General features: G+C 47.8%; 16 protein-coding genes and 4 pseudogenes. 19 read left to right on the top strand and 1 reads right to left on the bottom strand.

Translation table 11 applies throughout. The features are described from left to right. The first annotated feature begins 71 nt into the window (after positions 1–71). The 3 genes and pseudogenes from ilvB (at position 72) to DWZ60_RS14870 (ending at position 4,187) form a co-directional block, all read left to right on the top strand. A complete protein-coding gene (gene ilvB, locus DWZ60_RS14880; RefSeq protein WP_118600476.1) occupies positions 72–1,760 on the top strand; it encodes a biosynthetic-type acetolactate synthase large subunit in 1,689 nt (562 codons plus the stop codon). A 183-nt stretch (positions 1,761–1,943) separates the two neighbouring features. Continuing rightward, positions 1,944–3,025 (top strand): annotated as a pseudogene (gene serC, locus DWZ60_RS14875) (3-phosphoserine/phosphohydroxythreonine transaminase). Beyond that, positions 3,025–4,187 (top strand): annotated as a pseudogene (locus DWZ60_RS14870) (phosphoglycerate dehydrogenase). The pseudogenes serC and DWZ60_RS14870 overlap by 1 nt, the downstream one beginning before the upstream one ends. Positions 4,188–4,469: 282 nt before the next feature. On the opposite strand, the pseudogene cysS reads toward DWZ60_RS14870, so the two are convergent. Beyond that, positions 4,470–5,917, bottom strand: a pseudogene (gene cysS, locus DWZ60_RS14865) (cysteine--tRNA ligase). A gap of 984 nt (positions 5,918–6,901) precedes the next feature. Between cysS and DWZ60_RS18460 the strand changes: the two are divergent. From DWZ60_RS18460 to DWZ60_RS14800, 16 genes and pseudogenes are all read left to right on the top strand, one after another. Continuing rightward, entirely contained in the window at positions 6,902–7,210 is a 309-nt protein-coding gene (locus tag DWZ60_RS18460) for a hypothetical protein (RefSeq protein WP_243038358.1), read from the top strand. Next, entirely contained in the window at positions 7,210–7,401 is a 192-nt protein-coding gene (locus DWZ60_RS18455) for a hypothetical protein (protein WP_243038357.1), read from the top strand. The genes DWZ60_RS18460 and DWZ60_RS18455 overlap by 1 nt, the downstream gene beginning before the upstream one ends. Next, positions 7,398–9,089, top strand: coding sequence for an ABC transporter substrate-binding protein (locus DWZ60_RS14860; protein WP_243038356.1), 1,692 nt, complete (start codon positions 7,398–7,400; stop codon positions 9,087–9,089). The genes DWZ60_RS18455 and DWZ60_RS14860 overlap by 4 nt, the downstream gene beginning before the upstream one ends. Positions 9,090–9,231: 142 nt before the next feature. Then, positions 9,232–10,059, top strand: a complete 828-nt coding sequence (locus DWZ60_RS18450) for a hypothetical protein (protein ID WP_243038355.1) — start codon at positions 9,232–9,234, stop codon at positions 10,057–10,059. Next, positions 10,017–10,802 carry an ABC transporter permease gene (locus DWZ60_RS18445; protein ID WP_243038354.1) on the top strand — a complete coding sequence of 262 codons (786 nt, stop codon included), beginning with the start codon at positions 10,017–10,019 and terminating at the stop codon, positions 10,800–10,802. The genes DWZ60_RS18450 and DWZ60_RS18445 overlap by 43 nt, the downstream gene beginning before the upstream one ends. Positions 10,803–10,808: 6 nt before the next feature. Then, positions 10,809–11,777, top strand: a complete 969-nt coding sequence (locus tag DWZ60_RS14850) for an ABC transporter permease (protein ID WP_055228618.1) — start codon at positions 10,809–10,811, stop codon at positions 11,775–11,777. 13 nt (positions 11,778–11,790) lie between these two features. Next, positions 11,791–13,539 (top strand): oligopeptide ABC transporter ATP-binding protein OppD, encoded by a 1,749-nt coding sequence (gene oppD / locus DWZ60_RS14845; RefSeq protein ID WP_119221969.1) that lies wholly within the window; start codon positions 11,791–11,793, stop codon positions 13,537–13,539. Positions 13,540–13,551: 12 nt separating this feature from the next. After that, positions 13,552–14,856 (top strand): ATP-binding cassette domain-containing protein, encoded by a 1,305-nt coding sequence (locus DWZ60_RS14840; protein ID WP_279220343.1) that lies wholly within the window; start codon positions 13,552–13,554, stop codon positions 14,854–14,856. 154 nt (positions 14,857–15,010) lie between these two features. Further along, positions 15,011–16,246 carry a hypothetical protein gene (locus tag DWZ60_RS14835; protein ID WP_119221966.1) on the top strand — a complete coding sequence of 412 codons (1,236 nt, stop codon included), beginning with the start codon at positions 15,011–15,013 and terminating at the stop codon, positions 16,244–16,246. Positions 16,247–16,350: 104 nt separating this feature from the next. Next, complete coding sequence (gene glgB, locus DWZ60_RS14830) at positions 16,351–19,056, top strand: 1,4-alpha-glucan branching protein GlgB (RefSeq protein ID WP_119221971.1); 2,706 nt, start codon at positions 16,351–16,353, stop codon at positions 19,054–19,056. Positions 19,057–19,059: 3 nt separating this feature from the next. Next, positions 19,060–19,932 (top strand): mechanosensitive ion channel family protein, encoded by an 873-nt coding sequence (locus tag DWZ60_RS14825; RefSeq protein WP_055265441.1) that lies wholly within the window; start codon positions 19,060–19,062, stop codon positions 19,930–19,932. A gap of 166 nt (positions 19,933–20,098) precedes the next feature. Next, on the top strand, positions 20,099–20,566 hold the full coding sequence (gene rimP / locus DWZ60_RS14820) for a ribosome maturation factor RimP (RefSeq protein ID WP_119221964.1): 468 nt from the start codon (positions 20,099–20,101) through the stop codon (positions 20,564–20,566). A gap of 31 nt (positions 20,567–20,597) precedes the next feature. Further along, on the top strand, positions 20,598–21,782 hold the full coding sequence (gene nusA / locus DWZ60_RS14815) for a transcription termination factor NusA (RefSeq protein ID WP_117804402.1): 1,185 nt from the start codon (positions 20,598–20,600) through the stop codon (positions 21,780–21,782). 30 nt (positions 21,783–21,812) lie between these two features. Further along, on the top strand, positions 21,813–22,091 hold the full coding sequence (gene rnpM / locus DWZ60_RS14810) for an RNase P modulator RnpM (protein WP_022462929.1): 279 nt from the start codon (positions 21,813–21,815) through the stop codon (positions 22,089–22,091). Continuing rightward, positions 22,075–22,386, top strand: coding sequence for a L7Ae/L30e/S12e/Gadd45 family ribosomal protein (locus DWZ60_RS14805; protein ID WP_055221524.1), 312 nt, complete (start codon positions 22,075–22,077; stop codon positions 22,384–22,386). The genes rnpM and DWZ60_RS14805 overlap by 17 nt, the downstream gene beginning before the upstream one ends. Before the next feature lie 71 nt (positions 22,387–22,457). Continuing rightward, a pseudogene (locus DWZ60_RS14800) lies at positions 22,458–22,812 on the top strand (hypothetical protein); the annotation flags it as partial.

Here is a 22,812-nt window from a genome sequence, read left to right as displayed (position 1 = left end):
CGAACGTGCATTTTCATCGGATGGCTGATTTCATACACAAAGCCAAAAGATAAGGAAGGAATCATACAGACATGGAATTAACTGGATCACAGATTGTTATTGAGTGCCTGAAGGAGCAGGGCGTGGACACCGTGTTCGGCTATCCGGGGGGAACGATTTTGAATATCTATGATGAGCTTTACCGTCATCCGGAAATCCACCACATCCTGACCTCCCACGAGCAGGGTGCTGCCCATGCGGCAGACGGGTATGCGCGTGCGACCGGAAAAACAGGCGTATGTATGGCAACAAGCGGCCCTGGTGCGACAAATCTTGTCACTGGAATTGCAACTGCCTACATGGATTCCACCCCGATGGTAGCCATCACCTGCAACGTAGGAAAGGCACTGCTTGGAAAAGACAGCTTTCAGGAGATTGACATTGCAGGCGTTGCGATGCCGATCACAAAATACAGCGTGATTGTAAAAGATATCACGGTTCTCGCAGACACGCTGCGCCGTGCGTTTTCGATTGCAAAGAGCGGAAGACCGGGCCCGGTTCTGGTGGATATCACGAAAGATGTCACGGCGGCAACGTATGAATATGAGCCAAAGACACCGGAAGCAATCGCACCGTCTATCGAAAAAATCACAGAAGAAGGACTGGATCACGTTGTATCTCTGATTCGGGAGTCGAAAAAACCGTATATTTTCGTGGGCGGCGGCAGCATCATCTCAGGTGCGGCCGAGGAAGTGCGTGAACTGGCACACCATATACAGGCGCCGGTCTGCGATACCCTGATGGGAAAAGGCGCTTTCCCGGGAACCGATAAGCTGTACACCGGCATGCTCGGTATGCACGGAACAAAAACATCGAACTATGGCGTGACGAAGTGCGACCTGCTGATCGTGCTCGGTGCAAGATTTTCCGATCGTGTCACCGGAAACGCCGCAAAATTTGCAAACAATGCAAAAATCGTTCAGATCGATGTAGATGCGGCAGAAATCAACAAGAATGTTGTTGTCGAGTCGAGCATCATCGGAGACGTCAAAGAAGTCTTAAAACGCCTGAATGCGAAGCTGGAGCCGATGCATCATGACGAGTGGATTGCCGAAATCGAGGCAATGAAAGAAAAATTCCCGTTAAAGCATGAAGAAGGCCTTACCGGACCGTTCGTGATCGAGGAGATCTATAAGGCAACCGACGGCCAGGCTGTCATCACGACCGATGTCGGACAGCATCAGATGTGGGCGGCGCAGTATTATCGGTATACGAGCCCGAGAACCCTTTTAACCTCCGGCGGTCTTGGAACCATGGGATTCGGTCTTGGAGCTGCCATGGGCGCCAAAATGGGACGCCCGGACAAAACCGTTATCAACATCGCAGGCGACGGCTGCTTCCGCATGAATATGAACGAACTGGCAACCCTTTCGAGACACAACATTCCGGTGATCGAAGTCGTTGTCAACAACCATGTACTCGGTATGGTACGCCAGTGGCAGACACTGTTCTATGGAAAACGGTATTCCAACACTGTTCTGCAGGATCAGGCGGACTTTGTCAAGGTTGCTGAGGCGCTCGGCGTAAAGGGCATCCGCGTGACGAAGAAAGAGGAGATGGGACCTGCCATCCGTGAGGCGATTGCGAGCGGAAAACCGGCACTGATCGACGTATGGATCGACTGCGATGAAAAAGTATTCCCGATGGTTCCGGCCGGAGCACCGATTGAGGATGTCTTCGATGCAGAGGATCTGGCAAAAAAGGAACAAGAAAAGGATTGACATATTTCTAACAAAGAGGTATCATAGTTTCAACGTGGTAAAGTAATACCGTATTACCATATGAATTGCAGACTTGTAAGAAAAACTGCAATACAGGTACAAACGATTACAAGGAAAACCACCGGCATAGGAACGGTGGTTTTCCAGTAATATAAAGTAGCAAGAGAAACAGGAGGATGAAAAATGAGCAGAGTTTATAATTTTTCCGCAGGACCGGCAGTTCTGCCAGAGGAAGTGTTGAAAGAAGCCCAGGAGGAAATGCTGGATTACCGCGGATGCGGCATGTCCGTCATGGAGATGAGCCACCGTTCCAAAGTATTCCAGAATATCATCGATGAGGCAGAAGCAGACCTCGTGACCTGATGGGAATTCCGTCAAATTACAAAGTTCTGTTTCTTCAGGGCGGTGCCTCCCTGCAGTTTTCCATGATTCCGATGAACCTGATGAAAAACGGTGTCGCTGATTACATCGTAACGGGACAGTGGGCAAAGAAAGCATATGCAGAGGCGCAGAAATACGGAAAGGCAAACAAAATTGCCTCCTCTGAGGATAAAACATTTTCCTACATCCCGGACTGCAGCGATCTTCCGATCAGCCCGGATGCCGATTATGTTTATATCTGTGAAAACAACACCATTTACGGAACCAAATACAAAAAACTGCCGAATACCAAGGGCAAAACCCTGGTGGCAGATGTCTCCTCCTGTTTCCTCTCCGAACCTGTTAATGTCTCCGATTACGGCATCATCTACGGCGGTGTCCAGAAAAACATCGGACCTGCCGGAATGGTCATCTCCATTGTCCGTGACGATCTGATTACCGACGATGTCCTGCCGGGAACACCGACCATGATGAAATTTAAAACGCATGCAGATGCCGGCTCTCTGTATAACACGCCGAACTGCTACTGCATCTACATGTGCGGCAAAGTGTTCAAATGGCTGAAGAAAATGGGCGGACTGGAAGTCATGAAACAGCGCAACGAAGAAAAAGCAAAACTGCTGTATGATTTCCTGGATCAGAGCAAGCTCTTCAAAGGAACCGTTGTACCGGAAGACCGTTCTCTGATGAACGTTCCGTTTATCACCGGAAATGCAGATCTGGATGCCAAATTCGTCAAAGAGTCCAAAGAAGCCGGACTTGAGAACCTGAAAGGTCACCGTACCGTCGGCGGTATGCGTGCAAGCATCTACAATGCAATGTCGAAAGAAGGCGTAGAAGCACTCGTAGCCTTCATGAAAAAGTTCGAGGAGGAAAATCTCTAATGTTTCAGTATCATTGCTTAAATCCGATTGCAGGCGTAGGCCTTGCAAATTTTAATGAAAACTATCAGCAGAGTGAAAGCCTGGAGGGAGCCGATGCGGTTCTCGTCAGAAGTGCAGCCATGCACGGTATGGAGCTGCCGAAAAGTATTCTTGCCGTAGCAAGAGCAGGAGCCGGTGTCAATAACATTCCGCTTGCCGACTGCGCAGAGCAGGGTATCGTTGTATTCAACACACCGGGAGCCAATGCAAATGGCGTCAAAGAGCTGGTGCTTGCCGGCATGCTGCTTGCATCCCGCGATATCGCAGGCGGTATTGAGTGGGTGAAGAGCGACAAAGAAGACGGCGACATTGCAAAGACAGCAGAAAAACAGAAAAAGAAATTTGCCGGCTGTGAGATCAGCGGAAAGAAGCTCGGTATCATCGGACTTGGCGCGATCGGTCAGCTTGTAGCAAATGCAGCAACCCATCTTGGCATGGAAGTATACGGATACGATCCGTACATTTCTGTCGATGCGGCATGGAATCTGTCCCGTGACATTCATCATATCCAGAACGTGGAAGATATCTACCGTACCTGCGATTATATCACCATCCATGTTCCGCTGATGGACAGCACAAAAGGTATGATTAACAAGGCAGCGATCGATGAGATGAAAGACGGCGTGGTTCTTCTGAACTATGCAAGAGACCTCCTGGTTGATGAGGATGCTGTTCTGGAAGCATTAAAGGCCGGAAAAATGAAAAAATATGTGACTGACTTTGCGAACCCGAGGTAGTCGGCGCAGAGGGAACCATCGTTACTCCGCATCTTGGAGCATCGACCAAAGAATCCGAAGATAACTGTGCTGTCATGGCAGTTAAAGAAATCCGTGATTTTCTGGAGAACGGAAACATCAAAAACTCCGTCAACTTCCCGAACTGTGATATGGGTGTATGCACAGGAGCAGGCCGTGTGACCATCTGCCATAAGAATATTCCTGGTATGCTGGGTGCATTTACCACCGTTATGGGTAACGCCGGTGTCAACATTAGCGACATGACAAACAAAGGTAAAGGCGATTACGCTTACACCATGATGGATCTGGAAAGCGAAGCAACAGAAGAGATCGTAAAAGCGCTGGAAGCAGTAGACGGCGTGTTAAGGGTTCGTATTATTAAATAAAGAAACAGCCATCCGAAAGAAACAAAAAAGGCGGTATCCGGAAAATGGATGCCGTCTTTTTTTCGATGCCCTGCATCCGAAGGAAGCCGCAAGCAGCAGGTGAAAAAGCATAAAAAAGAGAACTGCCGCATCAGAGCAGTTCTCTTTGGAAGAAGTTTAATAGAAAGTGCAGCCGCGTTTTCACAGGTAATATACTGGTCGGTTGTTGCTTTCAGCACATGAAATTCCCTGTTTCCTTCGTAGGAAATGAAGAAGAAAATCAGAGTTCCTCTTTCGTGCAGATCAGATCCGTTTCCAGACGGCTCCGCCGCGTACATCAGCAACTTCAATGCCCTGGGATTTCAGGTCATCGCGGATTTTATCTGCTTCTGCAAAGTTTTTGGCTTTTTTTGCTCATATCGTTTCAGAACAAGAGCATCAATTTCCGGATCTCCTTCGCCGGTAATCTGATAGCCGGACGCGGTGGAAGCAGAAGTTGTCTTTGCAGCCTCTTTTCTCTTCGCATCTGCATGAGCGAGAAGGGAAAGACCGAGTACCTGATCGAAACTGTCGAGAAGCGCCAGCTTTGCAGCATCATGCATGTCTGCTTTTAACACATCGTACAGCGTTGTGATGGCAAGCGAGGTGTTGAGGTCGGCATCGAGCGCTTTCTGGAATTTCTCTTTTAAAGCAGTCATAGAAGCTTCCTCGGCCGGTCCGTCTTTCGGGTCTAAAGCGGCGATGCGGGCGATCAGCTTGTCGTAGGCAATTTTGGCGTTGTCCAGGTTTTCCCAGGTGAAGACAAGCGCCTTACGGTAATGGGACTGGAGGCAGAAGAAACGGTAGACGAGAGGATCATAACCTTTTTCCTCAAGAAGAGAAACGGTTAAAAACTCACCTTTCGATTTCGACATCTTTCCAGTCGATGTATTCAGGTGATGCACATGGAACCACTGCGGGCACCAGGCGTGGCCGAGGTAGCTTTCGGACTGTGCGATCTCGTTCGTGTGGTGCGGGAATGCATTGTCTACGCCGCCGCAGTGCAGGTCAAGGTATTCGCCATTGTATTTCATGGAGATACCGGAGCACTCGATGTGCCATCCCGGATAACCGACGCCCCACGGGGAATCCCATTTCAAGGCCTGGTTCTCAAATTTGGATTTCGTAAACCAGAGAACGAAATCATTTTTGTTGCGTTTGTTTGTATCTTCCTCTACGCCCTCACGCACACCGACCGCGAGGTCATCCTCGTCGTGATCGTTGAACACATAGTAGTGGTCGAGACGGCTGGTGTCAAAGTAAACATTTCCGCCGGCAAAGTAAGCGTAGCCGGTGTCCATCAGTTTTTCAATGATTTTGATATATTCGTCAATGCATCCCGTTGCCGGCTGTACGACATCCGGGCGCTTGATGTTCAGCTTTTTGCAATCCGCAAAGAATGCATCGGTGTAATACTGTGCGATTTCCATGACTGTTTTGTGCTCGCGCTTTGCACCTTTGACCATCTTGTCCTCGCCGGTGTCCGCATCGGAGCTTAAATGGCCGACATCGGTGATGTTCATGACACGGTTGACGTCGTAGCCTTCATAGCGGAGTGCCTTTTCCAGGACATCCTCCATAATATAACTGCGCAGGTTTCCGATGTGCGCAAAATGATAAACGGTAGGTCCGCAGGTGTACATTTCTACACGGCCCGGTGTGTGTGTCAGGAATTCAGCTTTTTTATGGGTTGCAGAATTATAAAGATACATAAAAGAAGTCTCCTTTTTTCTTTTCGTGCGGATACGGATGCAGAAGTGATGATACACAAGAAAGCAAAAAAGCGTCTGCTGTATCCGACAAGGATATCAGAGACGCCGCGTGCGGTGCCTGTTTTCCGTGTACTGCACTGGTTCCTTATTAAAATTAATATTAGCAGGATTTTTTTTTGATGTCAATAGTCCGGAGACTGTCGAAGACAAAAAGTAAGAAAGTGTTACTGTTCACACGCTACTATCCCGCGAGGCGTTTTGGCATGAATATGTCAAAATCCCGAGACATACAGCGCGAATTTATGCGGTTAGCATAAATTCTGTGCATCGCGAAGCGTGTTACTGAGAACGGAGTGAACAGTAACAAGAAAGTGATTTCGGTGTGAGCGGTCTTCATGGAAGGCTTTGCTTTGTAAAAGAAGGAAACGAAAGTAAAAAACGAAAGTAAAAAACGAAAGTAAAAAACAGTATGACGCTCTTAAATAAGAAGAAATGTGATTTTCAGAAGTCTGTTTTTGCGTCCGGCAGGATTCTTTCCCGGAGCAAAATCTGAAACAAATACAAAAAGACAGTGCTGCAGAACGCAAATGGAAAGAAACAATTATTTGTGTAATCTTTTTTTATTATAAAACCGAAGAATACAGGAAAATAGAAAAACAGCATCAGAACAATACCCAAAAAGAGGAAAATAGAGGATTTTGATGACTTTAAATGCAGTTTATACACTTTTCTCCTGCATCGGATATTGACAAACAGAGAGAGTTCTGGTTATAATGAACCCAGTTGTTTTTGGACAAACGGACAAATGTACGGGCATGAGGGATGAAGAAAACAAATCTTGTTGGACGCATCTCCTTTTTGTACTATTCGTTTTGATGTGGTAAAGTGCCAAAATGAAAAACGGTGGAATGGCGAAGCCGTTCCGGTAAATGTCCGGATGATGCAAAAACAACGCGAATCCATGAAAGGAGTTAGGAAGAAATTATGAAAAGAAAAATTGTAAGCGCATTACTTGTTATGAGTATGACTGCAAGCCTGGTTGCCTGTGGAAATTCCGGCAGCGGAAGTTCTGATCCGGCGGATGAGAGTGTAAGCGTAAGCAGCAGCGCATCTTCCGAAAGCAATGCAAGCGCATCTGCAAGCAGTGAGAGCGAAGCCGAGGCAGAGGAGTCCGAAATGCCGGAAGGATACGATGAGACCAGCACAGAGCTCTATAACGAGGCACTGGGCGATTTCAACGATGCACTTGCTACTGCAAAGGAAGCAGAAACGGTGGATGAGAGATATGCCTGATGGCAGTTGCCGAGGGAAAACTGATGGAGTCCGCCATGATGTACCCGCTCACCTCAAGAGGTGGTACGTACGCGATGTACAGAATGGCTCCGCGCACCAAGGACTATACCCTTTGGGGAAGCGATAAAGACCGTTATCATCAGTATGTTGTAACAACTGACTTTATCAAGGCAGAAGATTACAAGAGATGAGAGCAAAATGGGATGAGCTTAAAGGAACAGGAACCTATGAGAGCTGGGTAAAAGAATATCTGGCAGGAAAAGGTTACACCTTAAAAGACAGCTTCTCCATGCCGTATGCGAGCGATCCGGTAACATGGGACGGACTTGCAACTTCCCGTGCGGCAGATACCGATGCGATCATCAATACCTATGACGGACTGATGGAGTACGATGTAGAGGGAACTCTGCAGCCGGCACTGGCAGAATCCTATGAAGTATCTGATGACGGACTGACCTATACCTTCCACCTTCGTAAAGATGTAAAATGGACCGATTCCCAGGGACGTGAAGTGGATACTGTAAAAGCAGATGACTTCGTGGCCGGAATGCAGCATATGTGTGATGCACAGGGCGGTCTGGAATACCTGGTACAGGGCGTGATCAAAAACGTATCCCAGTACATCAGCCGTGAAGTTACCGATTTCGACGAGGTTGGTGTAAAAGCTGTTGATGACTATACCGTAGAGTACACACTGGAAGAGCCATGCAGCTACTTCATGACCATGCTTGGCTACACCATCTTCATGCCGATGAGCAGAAGCTACTATCAGTCCCAGGGCGGTAAATTTGGTGCTGAGTACGATTCCTCCGCAGCAGATTATCAGTACGGAAAAGATTCCAACTCGATCGCATACTGCGGACCGTACCTGGTAACCAACGCTACAGCGAAAAATACCATCGTATTTAAACTGAGCGATTCTTACTGGAACAAAGACAACGTAAACATTAAAACCCTGACCTGGCTGTTCAATGACCAGTCTGATGTTACCAAAATGTACACAGATGCAAAAGCAGGTACCGTTGACTATGTAAACCTGAACACCTCCACTATGGAGACAGCAAAATCCGAAGGTCTGTACGACCAGTACGCAGTAGTTTCAGATACCGATGCTACTTCTTTCATGGCATTCTACAATATCAACCGTACTGCGACTGCAAATGCCAACGACGGAACAACAGCAAAGAGTACAAAGTCTGACGAAGAAATCCAGAGAACGAACAAAGCACTGCAGAACGTTCACTTCAGAAGAGCGATCAGCTTTGCAGCAGATCGTGGCGCTTACAATGCACAGCAGGTTGGCGAGGATCTGAAGTATACTTCCCTTAGAAATACCTTTACCCCGGGATATTTCGTAAGCCTGTCAAAAGACACTACCATTCAGATCAACGGAACCGACACAACCTTCCCGGCAGGCACCTACTATGGTGAAATCGTACAGAAACAGATCGACGCCGACGGCGTGAAGATCAAAGTATGGGATGCCGAAAACAAGACCAGCGATGGCTTTGATGGATGGTACAATCCGGAAAACGCAGTAGAAGAACTGAATACCGCAATCGAGGAGCTCGCAGAAGAGGGCATCACCATCGATGAGAGCAACCCGATCCAGATGGAATATCCATATCCGTCTGCAGTAGAAGTTTACACCAACAAAGCAAACTCCTACAAGAAATCAGTAGAGGCTGCCCTTGGCGGAAAAGTTGTGATCAATCTGGTTGATGCCGTAGACCTGGATGGATGGTACTATGCAGGATACTATGCAACTATGGTTATGAAGCAAACTACGACGTATACGATGTCTCCGGATGGGGTCCGGACTTTGGTGATCCGTGCTCTTACCTGGATACCATGCTTCCGGACTACGAAGGATACATGACCAAATGTTTCGGTATCTTCTAATTTTGGAAAAGGTAAAATTGGAAAGATCAGAACAGTTGAAAGCCAATGAATAAACCGGCAGGGGGATGGGAACAAAAAAAGCCATTCCCCTGTCATATTGTGTTAAGGAATGAGAGAATATGACAAAATATCTTTTTAAGCGTTTGTTGCATGGCCTTGTTTCCGTAGTAATCGTTGTTGGATGCGTTATGACTATGATTTATTCTCTGATGGACCGAAATCTGATTTTCGCACAGGACGCCACCTATTCCCATCAGAGCAATAACCAGAAAAAGGTGTACAAATATCAGAAGTGGGAGACATACGGATATCTTGATTATGTAACCTATGCAGATTATTTGAACGCTCTCAAAGCAAAAGGCGAAATTGACGAGGATACGAGATCCAAAGCAGTAGCATTCGGAAGAACGAAAGACCAGGATTCAGAACTGGTATCTGAATATGTAAAAAAATTTACAGCTTATTATAAAGCAAAAGGTTACACCGTAAGAAGATACGATGCGATCATGATGGGTAAGAAAAAATATGCCAACGGCGGACAGCAGCAGCTGTTTGCATACAGGGATATTCCGCTTGCAACGCGTCTCGGAAAATATTTTTCCGGTTTGATTGACATCGACAGCATTCACGATGCTGCAAAGGTAGAAGGTAAGAGGGGGATTACATTTACCTTACACGATCCGGTATATGGGGGAAAGAAATTTTCACCGGCCATCATGGGAAATGGCACAACACACAAGTACTTGATGTACTTTGACTCAAAATTCCCATACTTCCATCAGAATATAATCACCATAAATTTAGGAAAGTCCTATTCCGTAAATGAGGGTGTGGATGTAGCACTGACCATGACCCGCGCGCAGGGATCCTACGTAAAATCGGAGATTACCTACCAAGCGGTCTGGTGGAATACAGTGCAGACGATCTGCACAGCGCAACGTATATGAGCGAATCTCAGGATGCAAGCGCTGTTCATTCCGATCGGTTCACAGATGACTATACCAACGTGGATACAATTAAGAGTGGTAAATCAAAAATCGGCTATTCCTTTGTAATCGGTATCATTGCCGTAATTCTTTCCTATCTCATCGCGGTGCCGCTTGGCATTCTGATGGCGAGAAAGAAAGACAAACTGGTTGACCAGCTTGGAACCATCTATATTGTATTCATTATAGCAGTACCTTCACTGGCCTATATTTTCCTGTTTAAGGCAATCGGAGGAAAAATGGGTCTGCCAACCACCTTTGACATGGATTCGAAGAGCAAGCTGATGTATATTCTGCCGATCGTTTCTCTGGCACTGCCGCAGGTGGCAAACCTGATGAAATGGCTGCGTCGATACATGATCGACCAGATGAACTCCGATTACGTAAAATTCGCAAGATCCGGTGGTCTGACAGAGGGAGAAATCTTTACGAAACACATTTTGAAGAACGCAGCGATTCCGATCGTGCAGGGTGTTCCGGCGAGCGTACTGTTCGCACTGACCGGAGCCATCATCACCGAGCGTGTGTACGTAGTACCTGGTGCCGGTAATCTGCTGACCGAAGCAATCAGCAAATATGATAATGGTGTTATCGTAGGTGTTACACTGTTCTACGCAGTGCTCTCCGTGATTTCCATCATCCTGGGCGACGTTTTGATGTCCATGGTGGATCCGCGAATCTCATTCTCAACGAAAGACAGGTAGGGACTTATGAATTATGATTTAGATAAATTCGGTCTGTCTGAGGAAGAACTGTTTTCTCCTGTAGATAACAGCTCTCTGGAGTCTGAGAAAATTACGGCTCCGAGATATTCCTACTGGCATTCCGTGTTCCGCGTATTTTTTAAGAAAAAAATCAATATTGCCGTACTTTGCCTCCTGGGTGTGATTCTGCTGATGACGTATGTGTATCCGCTCTTTGTGGAGTACGACCGTTTCGCCAATCTGATGAACGGCGCGACAAAACATCTGTCTCCAGGCAAAGCATTGCAGCAGCTTGGATTCAATATTCACTGGATTTTAGGATCCGGTGCTTCCGGACAGTCGACATTTGACGCTGTCTGGTTTGGTTCCAGAATTTCAGTTTCCCTGGCGTTTATCTGTGCGCTCATCAACCTTTCGATTGGTGTGATTGTCGGATCTGTCTGGGGATTTTCGAAGAAGGTTGACGTTTTCATGATGGAGGTTTACAACATCATCGGAAATATTCCGTATGTACTTCTGATCTCCGTCCTGGTGCTTATTTTTTCTCCGAGCTTCTGGACCATGGTATTTGCACTGACCGTTACCGGATGGCTTGCCATCGCGTACTTTATCCGTACGCAGGTCGTTATCATCCGTGACAGAGAGTATAATCTGGCATCGAAATGTCTTGGAACTTCGATTTTCCGCATTGCGATGAAGAATATTCTCCCGTTTATGACATCTGTCATTGTTACTCTGGCGGCAACTGAGATTCCGTCCTACATCTCTTACGAGGTGTTCCTGGCTTACATCGGTATGGGACTTTCTGACATGTCTCTGGGAAGACTGATCTATGAGGCTGAGGGCGCCATGCTGACACCGGGATGGGGATTCGAATTCTGGAGTCCGGTTGTTGTCGCTTCAATCATCACCGTAGTATTATATGTAGTTGGACAGAACCTTGGAGATGCGTCCGACCCGAGAACACATATGTAGGAAGGAAAGCCGCATGGAAGATAAAAAAGTATTATTATCGATTAAGGACTTACAGGTAAAATTCCGTGTCCGCGGCCGTATCCTGACGGCAATCCGGGGCGTAACGCTGGATATTTACGAGAATGAGTCCATTGCTATCGTAGGAGAGTCCGGCGCCGGTAAATCCGTATTCACAAAAGCGTTTGCGGGCATGCTGGACAGCAACGGCTTCATTGACCAGGGAGATATCATTTTCAACGATGCCGAGCTGAGCGATACCGTTGTGCCGCTGAACTCTTATGCCAAAAAGACCATCGCATCCACCTGGGAAAAACTGAATGAGTATTCCAAACTGGAATATGGTTCAGAAGTATTTCTGAAAATGAAGGCTCTGGAGCAGGAAAAAGAAGAAAAAATGACACTGAGCGAGGAAGAGCGCGAGAAAGCAGATGCTGAAATTAAGGAACTCGTAGTAAAGAGAACCGAACTTTTCAACTACAAGCAGACACTCGATACTTCCAAAGAAAAAGCGAGGGTTAAAGAGACATCTGCCGAGATTTCCAGACTGGATGGAGAAATTAAGGCTCTGCAGAAAGCAAAAGAGGAAAAAATCAAGGCTCACAAACAGGCTGCCATGAACGATACGGCCTACAATCAGGCATATGATGCAAAAATGGCAGAGTACAAAAAAGAGTACGCCGGCCTGACAGCAAAAGAAATTACGGACGAGACGAGAAAGAGAAACGAGATTCTTGCCAAAGAGATTTATCTTTCCGTTGGACGTTACAAACTGCGCAAAAAAGTCCGCATGATTAAAAAGCTGCACGAGGCATTCAAAGCTGCAATGGAGCGCGGTGTGGATCTGAACGATGAGCAGAAGCGAAACGGCGTTTTCGACCAGGCTACTTTCCGTGTGCGCTATCTGGATGAGACATCGGAGCGGCTTCATGGAACCTGTATCATTAACCTGGCAAAAATCCAGGATCCGAATGACTGGGGCCAGATCCGCGGTAAGAAAATTGCAACCGTATTCCAGGATCCGATGACTTCCCTGAACCCGATCATCACAATCGGAAAACAGATCACTTCTGTTATCATGAAGCATCAGAATGTCAGCGAGGTGGAAGCAAGAGCACAGGCGCTTGAGCTGATGGAAAAGGTTGGTATTCCGAACGCAGAGCAGCGTTTCGATGATTATCCGTTCCAGTATTCCGGCGGTATGAGGCAGCGTATCGTTATTGCGATTGCACTTTCCTGCCGTCCGAAGATTCTGATCTGCGATGAGCCGACAACTGCGCTGGACGTTACGATTCAGGCACAGATCCTGAAGCTGATCAAGGATCTTCAGAAAGAGTACAACTACACCATCGTGTTTATTACCCACGACCTTGGTGTCGTAGCGAATATCGCAGACCGTGTTGCCGTTCTGTACGCAGGACAGATCATCGAGTTTGCGAACGTAGAAGAGCTGTTCTACGATCCGCGCCATCCGTACACCTGGGCACTGCTTTCTTCCCTGCCGCAGCTTGCGGAGCGGAATACAAAGCTGTTTTCCATTACCGGTACGCCGCCGTCTCTGTACAATAAGATTATCGGAGATCCGTTTGCACCGCGTAACCAGTACTGTCTGAAGATTGATACTCTGGAGGAGCCGCCGATGTTCAAGGTAACGGATACCCACTATGCCAAGACATGGCTGCTGGATCCGAGAGCGCCGAAGACAGAAAAACCGGAAGCTATTCAGAATATTCACGAAAAACTGTTAAAAGCATATAACTTATAGGAGAGTTTGAAAGTGTCTACAAAGCAGGAAAGCAAGACCACTGTTTCGCATCTGCCGGAGCATGGTCCGATTGACGAAAATGGAAGAGAAATCTTACTGCAGGTAAAAAATGTAGATATCACTTTCGGCAAGGGCGATGACGCAGTCAAAGCGGTAAAAAATGCTTCTTTTGACATCTACAAGGGAGAGACCTTCTCCCTCGTAGGCGAGTCCGGTTCCGGAAAGACAACGATCGGCCGTGCGGTCATTCGTGTCAACCCGTGTTCCGCAGGAGAGATCCTGTATAAGGGCGTTAAAATTTCCGGTAAGATTCCGCATTCCCTGGACCGGGAGGTTATCCGAAACATTCAGATGGTATTCCAGGATCCGGCCGCATCGTTAAATGAGCGTGCGACGGTCGATTATATCGTATCCGAGGGTCTTTACAACTTCCATCTGTACGAGAACGAGGCAGACCGTGTGAAAAAGGTAGAGAACATGATCAACGAGGTTGGTCTTCTGCCGGAGCACCTGACCCGTTACCCACATGAGTTCTCCGGCGGACAGCGCCAGCGTATCGGTCTGGCCCGTGCCATGGTTATGGAGCCGGAGCTGGTTGTAGCCGATGAGCCGATCTCCGCACTGGACGTATCGATCCGTGCCCAGGTCCTCAATCTGCTGAAAAAATTCCAGAGAGAAAAACAGGTTACTTATCTGTTTATTGCTCATGACCTTTCCATCGTACGGTTCATTTCCGACCGTATCGGTGTTATCTACAAAGGAAACATCGTAGAGGTTGCGGACGCAGAGGAGCTGTTCAACTTTCCACTGCACCCGTACACGCATTCCCTGATCTCTGCCATTCCGATTCCGGATCCGCAGCTTGAGAAGAACAAAGTGCTGTATACCTACGATCCGTCCATCCATGACTATTCGGTGGACAAACCGGAGTTCGTGGATATCGGACACAACCACTTTGTATATGGAAACAAGAAAGAGATCGAAGAGTACAAAGCACTCCGTGAAAAGGGAGAGCCGCTGCAGCCGATCACCATCCGCAAACCGGGTGAGAAAGTAAAAGAAGAGAACCATGAGGTTCATCTTTCCAAGGCAGAAGACGAGTTTTTGAAAACTCCGGTTCACGATACCGGAAGCATCTGGTACAAAGTGCTGTCGTTCTTCCTTCCGATCATCGGTATGATTGCAGCTTGTGTTTACAAAAAGAAACAGTACTATCACAACTACAAAGCATGCAAGCAGGGCGCGCTGTACGGATTTGCCGTACTGGCTGTGATCCTCCTGATCTTTATCCTTGCATTGATTTTGGTTGTCCTATAGCAGACTGTAAAGCAAAGCAGTGTCAGAATCGAAAGCTTTTTGGTTCTGACGCTGCTTTTTTTGCACCGTTTTACTTGACGGGAGATGTATTTTCTGGGACAATAAAAAGCAGTGCAAAATGAAGGGGAGAACTTAAAACAAGAGGAGTAAAAGAATGGGAAGAACAGTAAAAGATCCAGACAGGCGCAGACCAAAGCCGGTGCAGAAGGTCCAGCTTTCCGAAAAGAATGTCGGACGGCGCATCGTGCTTGTGGTACTGTTTCTGGCAATCGGATCCGGCTTTCTGGTGTATGGTTTTATGAATTTTCTGCGCGGCGATTCGGGCTGGCGCGAAATCAGTGTGAAGGCAGGGTCGGAACTGAACTGCGGTGAGGATTTTACGTTGAAATATAACGTTGGCGCAAGCGGTGTTTCCGCGGGAGGAGAGGCAAAGGCGCTCTCTTTGCTTTATACCGATGCGGCGGTGAAGGGCTACCGGCTTTTCAATATTGACGAGAGTTTTGACGATTTGACCAATCTGTACGATGTGAACCATCATCCAAATGAAGTACTGACGGTGGATCCGGTTTTGTACGATGCTCTGAAAAAAGTATCCGATGCCGGCTGCCGGGAAATCTATCTCGGGCCGCTGTATGCGTCCTTCGAAAATCTGTGCACGAGCAATGACGATGCGATTGCGGCGCAGTTTGATCCGGAGAAAAACGACGATGCAGCAGAAGAAGCGGCGGCAGTTGCAGCGTTTGCGCAGAACCCGGACGATATTTCTCTGGAATTTTCAGGAGAAAATCAGGTCTGCCTGCATGTGTCGGATGCGTATCTGGCGTATGCGTCGGAAATGGGATATTCGGCGTATGTTGATTTCTTCTGGATGAAAAATGCCTTTTTGATTGATTATCTTGCGGATACGATCCGCGGCGAGGGCTATCAGCTTGGCATTATCTCCAGCAAGGACGGCTTTGTCCGCTGCCTCGATGAGACCGGCGGGAAGTCGTATCAGTATCCGCTGTATCACCTTTCCGGGAATGAAATCCAGTCCTATGGGGTGATGACATACGAAGGCCCGAAGAGTATCGTATTTTTCCACGCTTACCAGGCGGGCAGCCCGGATGCGTACCGCTATTATCAGTATCAGGACAAAACGATGTGCACGCCGTATCTTAGCGTGGCAGACGGAAAAGACCACACAGCAGCATCCGAACTGATCGTCTATTCCGGTGAATATGGCTGTGCCAATATGCTGCTTGCAGCATTTTCTGATTATCAGGCCGAATCGCTTTCCAGGGAGTCCCTGGAAACACTGACTTCACAGAACATTTACAGTATCTGGTTTGAGGACGATGAGATGCAGACGACAGATGAAGATCTTGCTGTAATCTTAGGAAATGAATAAAAAACAAACCAGATTTGCATTGTACAATCGCAGTTAGGATGGTAGAATAAAAACAGGATTTGTTAGTTGAAGACAGAAAAAAAGGAGGGGTTATAATTTTGAAAATGGAAGAAAAATTATACGATTATATGGATTGGGCGGAAATAGAAGCCGTGGTCTATTCAGAGGAAAATCATCCAAGAGACATCTTGGGACCGCGCGTAACGGAGGATGGTATTTTGATTCAGGCGTTTTTCCCGGGTGCAACCCGTGCAGCCGTACATACGATCCGCGACGGAAAACAGACCGAGATGGTTTGCGAGGATGAGGCGGGATTTTTCGCTGTGCTGCTTCCAGGGAAGAAAATTCCGTCCTATACGCTGATCTACTGGGACGGCGACGGAAACCAGATGGAGCATTATGATGCGTACGCCTATCCGATGCAGTTCACCGAGCAGGAACAGAAACAGTTTGAAAACGGCATCTGTTATTCCATCTATGAGAAGCTGGGTGCACACCCGGTAAAGATCGATGGTATCAGCGGTGTTTACTTCGCTGTCTGGGCACCGAATGCGATCCGTGTCAGTGTTGTCGGAAATTTCAATAACTGGGACGGAAGAGCATATCAGATGAATCTTCTGGAGTCCGGAATCTACGAGCTCTTTATCCCCGGTGTTCGCGCGGGCGACATCTATAAATATGAAATCAAGGCAAAGGGCGGTCTGACGTATCTGAAATCGGATCCATACGCGAATGCAGCACAGCTGCGTCCGAACAATGCGAGTGTTGTGGTTGATCTTGGAAAATATGCCTGGCAGGATGAGAACTGGATGAAGAAGCGTGGTGTCACACAGGGCGACAAAGCGCCGATTTCTGTTTATGAAGTGCATCTTGGCTCCTGGAAAAAACCGGACGATGGCCGTGAATTTTATAACTACCGTGAGATCGCTCCGATGCTGGCTTCTTATGTGAAAGAGCTCGGCTACACCCATGTTGAGCTGATGCCGGTGATGGAGCATCCGCTCGATGAATCCTGGGGTTATCAGGTAACGGGCTATTACGCACCGACAGCACGATACGGAACGCCGGATGACTTCCGCTATTTTATGGATACGATGCACCAGAACGACATTGGTGTTATTCTCGACTGGGTACCGGCACACTTCCCGCGCGATACCTTCGGACTTTCTGCGTTTGACGGAACGTGTCTGTACGAGCATTTTGACCCGAGACAGGGATCCCATCCACACTGGGGCACGCTGATTTACAATTACGGCAGACCGGAAGTAAAGAACTTCCTGATCGCCAATGCGCTTTTCTGGGCAAAAGAGTACCATGCCGACGGAATCCGTATGGATGCGGTTGCATCGATGCTGTATCTTGATTATGGCAAGCAGGACGGGGAGTGGGTCGCAAATATCTACGGCGGAAATGAGAACCTTGAGGCAATCGAATTTTTAAAACATCTGAACTCCATCTTCAAAAAAGAGTTCCCGGATGCGCTTCTTATCGCAGAGGAATCGACCGCATGGCCGAAGGTGACGGGAGAACTTGACGATGAAGGACTTGGCTTCGACTACAAGTGGAACATGGGCTGGATGAATGATTTTACGGAATATATGAAAAACGATCCGGTATACCGCGGGGCACATCACGATCAGCTGACTTTTTCTATGGTATATGCATACTCGGAGAAATTCATGCTGAGTCTGTCGCACGATGAAGTGGTTCATCTGAAGGGATCCATGTATACCAAAATGCCGGGTACACCGGAGCAGAAAATGGCAAATCTTCGTCTGGCGTACGCTTATCAGATGGTGCATCCCGGAAAGAAGCTTCTGTTTATGGGACAGGAATTCGGACAGGAAAAAGAGTGGAATGAGAAACAGTCCCTGTCCTGGGAGCTTCTTGAGGACAAGGAACATCTGCAGCTAAAAAACTATATGGCGGCACTTCATGCATTCTACAAAGCAAATCCGGCATTGTATCAGCTTGACGAAAAGCCGGAGGGCTTTGAGTGGATCAATGGCATGGAGTGGGAAAAGAATCTTCTGATCTTCCTTCGCAGAACAAGGAAGAAAGAAGATACGCTGCTTGTCGTATGCAACTTCTCGAATGTCGAGTACGATGATTTCCGCATTGGTGTGCCGTATCCAGGAAAGTACAAAGAGATGTTCAACAGCGATGCGGAAGCTTATGGCGGAACAGGCGTCGGAAATCCACGCGTGAAAATGTCGAAAAAAACAGAGTGCGACGAGCGGAAAAATTCGATTACCGTAAAACTCGCACCGCTTTCTGTTCAGGTATTTTCTTATACGAAGCCGGAGACGGGTGCTGCAAGTAATAAGAGCGCAAAGGCAAAAACTGCAGCGAAAGCGGCAGCAGAGAAGAAAACCGGAAAGAAGGGAAAACTGGCTGGAAAAACGGAAGAAGCAGTAAAAGCAAAGAAAACAACAAAGACTGCCCAAAAAGCAGAGAAAAAGGTATCGGAAAAAACGGTGAAAACTGCAGAGAAAAAGCAGGGAACTACGACTGCGACAGAGAAGGTGGAGAAAGCCGTAAAGCAGGCGATCGACAGCAAACCGGTGAAAACGGTAGAGCAGACGGTGGACAAGCTGGTGAAAGCCGGAAAATCCGCAGCGACAGAGGCAGCAAAAGCCGTGGAAAAATATCGCGCAGCCGCCGATCCGGAAAAGAAGCCGGCTACAAAGCCGGAAACCAAGTCGGAAGCAAAATCAGAGGCAAAACCAGAGACAAAAACGAAAAAAAGCACAGGCATGAGTGAACTCGGCGAGGAGCTGCAGAGAAAATTCGAGACAGAGGAGAGATAACACATGGTGAATCTGACAGCGGCGGAACGCGTCTATGAATACTGGATTGACAAGGCCTCTTCGGCTGCCGATCTGGTGCTGAAGATCGTGTTTGCAGTAATTCTGTTTCTGGTTGCACGCAAACTGATCCTGTGGCTCTGTGGTCTGATCCGGAAAAACATGCGGCGTTTTCACACGGAGGAGGCGGTGGTCAGTTTCACCGTTTCCATGGTGAAATACAGTCTGAACACGCTGCTGGTGCTGACCATTATCGTTCAGCTCGGTATCGTATCCGAAGCGTCGATCGCAGCAGCCATCGCCTCCGCCGGCGTTGCCGTATCCCTGGCACTGCAGGGTGGCCTCTCAAACTTTGCAGGCGGCGTGATGATTCTGCTGCTGAAACCATTTAAGGTCGGTGACTACATCATTTTTCCGGGCGAAGGTCAGGAGGGAACGGTTAAGAAGATTGAGATGTATTATACGACAATCAACAGCATCGACAACCGTACCATCATGATCCCGAACGCTAATCTGACGAACCACACCATCATCAACGTGACGGCGATGGACCGGAGAAAGCTGGAGATCAAAGTCGGCATTTCTTATGAGTCCGATATCAAAAAAGCGAAGGACATCCTGCGCCGCCTCGTTGAGGAGGAGCCGCATTTTCAGTCGGAGGAACAGCAGTTTTTCGTAGATGAGCTGGGCGAGAGCGCGATTACGGTCGGTCTCCGCGCCTGGGTCGCAACGGAAAATTACTGGCCGGTCAAATGGAAAATGAATGAGCGCATCAAAGAAGAGTTTGACGCGGCGGGAATTTCCATCCCGTATAACCAGCTCGATGTCCACATCTGCCCGGAACCGGCGAACAAAAAAGCCGGAAAAGGCGATAAATAAAGGATATTTTGAAAATTAACCCTTGCAATTGCACGGAAAAGGTGCTATAGTAAAGTTGTTAATAAGTGACTGTTAAGGAGTGGACGATTTCGTCCACTCTTTCTTGTGTACAGGGAAATGAAAGAATTTTTCGAAAGTTTCCCTGAATCAAAAAGGTGGTGAGGATTTGAGCAGAAGAGAAGAATACGAACAGAAGGCAGAAGAACTGATCACTCCGATTGTAGAAGCCAATGGTTTTGAACTGGTGGATGTGGAGTATGTCAAAGAGGGCGGTACCTGGTACCTGCGTGCTTACATCGACAAAGAAGGCGGAATTACCGTAGATGACTGCGAAATCGTCAGCCGTGCATTTTCTGACCGGCTGGACGCAGAAGACTTTATCGATGACGCCTATATCATGGAGGTCAGCTCCCCGGGCCTTGGACGTCCCCTGAAAAAGGAGAAGGATTACAGGAGAAGTATGGGAAAAGAGCTGGAAATCCGGACATACCGTGCGATCGAGAGAAACCGGGAATTTTACGGAATACTCACCGCATATGATGATAACAGTGTGACCATTGAGGAGGAGGACGGAACAGAGCGCGTCTTTCCAAAAAGCGATATTGCATTGATCCGTTTAGCATTTGATTTCTAAACAGACGCAGATACAGGAGGAAAAGAGAAAAATGAATACAGAATTAATGGAGGCCCTTGAAGTTCTTGAGAAAGAGAAGAATATCAGCAAAGATACCCTGCTTGAGGCAATTGAGCAGTCGCTGATCCAGGCCTGTAAAAACCATTTTGGCAAAGCAGATAATGTAAAGGTAAGCATTAACGCCCAGACTGGTGATTTCAAAGTCGTAGCAGAGAAAACCGTTGTTGATCTGGTACAGGATCCGATCATGGAGATCGCCCTTTCCGATGCAAAACGTGCAGACTCCCGCTATGAACTCGGCGATATCGTTCCGGTAGAAATCAAATCCAAAGAGTTCGGCCGTATTGCAACCCAGAATGCCAAAAACGTCATTCTTCAGAAGATCCGTGAGGAAGAGCGTAAAGTTCTGTTTGATCAGTACTTCGAGAAAGAGCACGATGTGGTTACCGGTGTGGTACAGCGCTATGTAGGACGCAACGTCAGCATCAACCTCGGTAAAGTAGACGCTCTGCTGACCGAGAACGAGCAGGTCAAAGGCGAGAAATTTGAGCCGACCCAGCGTGTGAAAGTATACGTTCTGGAAGTAAAGAATACAACCAAGGGACCGAAAGTCATGGTATCCCGTACCCATCCGGAACTCGTAAAACGTCTCTTTGAGTCTGAGGTTTCCGAGGTTGCAGAAGGCATCGTAGAGATCAAGAGCATTGCCCGTGAGGCAGGAAGCCGTACGAAAATGGCAGTATGGTCCAACGATCCGAACGTCGATGCAGTCGGCGCATGCGTCGGTATGAACGGAAGCCGTGTCAACGCGGTTGTCAATGAGCTGAACGGAGAGAAGATCGACATCATTACATGGGATGAGAACCCGGCACTCCTGATCGAGAACGCACTGAGCCCGGCAAAAGTTATCTCCGTTATGGCAGATCCGGATGAGAAGACCGCAAAAGTAATCGTTCCGGATTACCAGCTTTCCCTTGCCATCGGTAAAGAGGGACAGAACGCAAGACTTGCCGCACGTCTGACCGGATTCAAGATCGACATTAAGAGCGAGACCCAGGCACGCGAGGCAGGAGACTTCGACTACGTAGAAGAAGAGGAATACGAGGAAGAGGACAATTACGATGAGTCCGCAGCAGAGGAGGAAACCATCTCTGCAGAAGAAAACTTCGACGAGAATGATGTAGAAACAGCAGAGAAAGCCGGAGACGAAGAGTAATTAAAATAAAAACAAAGGCGGGATGAGCATTTGAGTACAGTTCGTAAAGTGCCGCTGCGTAAATGCATTGGCTGCAATGAAATGAAAAACAAAAAAGAAATGATCCGCGTGGTGAAAACCACCGAAGGAACGATTGTTCCGGACACAACCGGAAGAATGAACGGACGCGGTGCTTATGTCTGCTCTCTGGAATGTCTGGGGAAAGCAATGAAAAACAAAGGACTTTCCCGTTCTCTGAAGGCAGAAATTCCATCAGAGGTTTATGAGCAGTTAAAGGAGGCATTTGCGAAGATTGAACAGTCAAAGTAAAGGATTATCCATGCTGGGCCTTGCCATGAAGGCGGGTAAGGTATCGAGCGGCGAATTTGCGACCGAGCAGGCCGTAAAGAGCGGCAGCGCATACCTTGTCATTCTGGCGGAAACGGCGTCGGCCAATACACAGAAGAAATTTCGCAATATGTGTGCATACTATAAAGTGCCATGCATTCTTTTTGGGGACAAAGAGCAGCTTGGAAGAGCCATCGGAAGAGAATACCGTTCTTCCCTTGCCGTATGTGAAGCGCATTTTGCAGAAAAAATAGCAGCATTGTTGGCAGAAGCGTAAGGCGTAAGGCCGGAAAGGTCGGTGGATGGATGCAGGAAACACGAAAACCGCAGAAAGAGGAGAAAAGATCATTGGAAAAGAAAGATACAGAAAATATGGAAATGAAGAAACCGGAAGAGCAGGCAAAACCGAAGAAAAAGAAAATTATTTCCGTTGTGCGTCCGCAGAACGCAACAAGTAAAGAAGCAAAAGAGTTCACAAAGAACCAGGGACAGAAAAAAGACCGTCCGTCCCGCGGAAACGGCCGTCCGGAAGGAAACCGCAATGGAAACGGAAGAAGCGAGGACCGTCCGAACCGTGGAAACGGAAACGGCGGAAATGGAGATCGTCCGAACCGCAATGGAGACCGTCCGCAGGGAGAGAAACGGAAACGGCGGAAATGGAGATCGTCCGAACCGCAATGGAGACCGTCCGCAGGGAGAGCGC

The organism is Blautia sp. AF34-10 (assembly GCF_003477865.1).
In the GTDB taxonomy this organism is placed as follows: domain Bacteria; phylum Bacillota; class Clostridia; order Lachnospirales; family Lachnospiraceae; genus Fusicatenibacter; species Fusicatenibacter saccharivorans.
Note: the sequence above shows the minus strand (reverse complement) of the source record. Positions and strands in the feature narration are given on the sequence as shown.

Excerpts from the sequence above, each read along its gene's own strand:
- ilvB (WP_118600476.1), top strand. The coding sequence starts at position 72 with ATGGAATTAACTGGATCACAGATTGTTATTGAGTGCCTGAAGGAGCAG.
- DWZ60_RS18460 (WP_243038358.1), top strand. The coding sequence starts at position 6,902 with ATGAAAAGAAAAATTGTAAGCGCATTACTTGTTATGAGTATGACTGCA.
- DWZ60_RS18455 (WP_243038357.1), top strand. The coding sequence starts at position 7,210 with ATGGCAGTTGCCGAGGGAAAACTGATGGAGTCCGCCATGATGTACCCG.
- DWZ60_RS14860 (WP_243038356.1), top strand. The coding sequence starts at position 7,398 with ATGAGAGCAAAATGGGATGAGCTTAAAGGAACAGGAACCTATGAGAGC.
- DWZ60_RS18450 (WP_243038355.1), top strand. The coding sequence starts at position 9,232 with ATGACAAAATATCTTTTTAAGCGTTTGTTGCATGGCCTTGTTTCCGTA.
- DWZ60_RS14850 (WP_055228618.1), top strand. The coding sequence starts at position 10,809 with ATGAATTATGATTTAGATAAATTCGGTCTGTCTGAGGAAGAACTGTTT.
- oppD (WP_119221969.1), top strand. The coding sequence starts at position 11,791 with ATGGAAGATAAAAAAGTATTATTATCGATTAAGGACTTACAGGTAAAA.
- DWZ60_RS14835 (WP_119221966.1), top strand. The coding sequence starts at position 15,011 with ATGGGAAGAACAGTAAAAGATCCAGACAGGCGCAGACCAAAGCCGGTG.
- glgB (WP_119221971.1), top strand. The coding sequence starts at position 16,351 with ATGGAAGAAAAATTATACGATTATATGGATTGGGCGGAAATAGAAGCC.
- DWZ60_RS14825 (WP_055265441.1), top strand. The coding sequence starts at position 19,060 with ATGGTGAATCTGACAGCGGCGGAACGCGTCTATGAATACTGGATTGAC.
- nusA (WP_117804402.1), top strand. The coding sequence starts at position 20,598 with ATGAATACAGAATTAATGGAGGCCCTTGAAGTTCTTGAGAAAGAGAAG.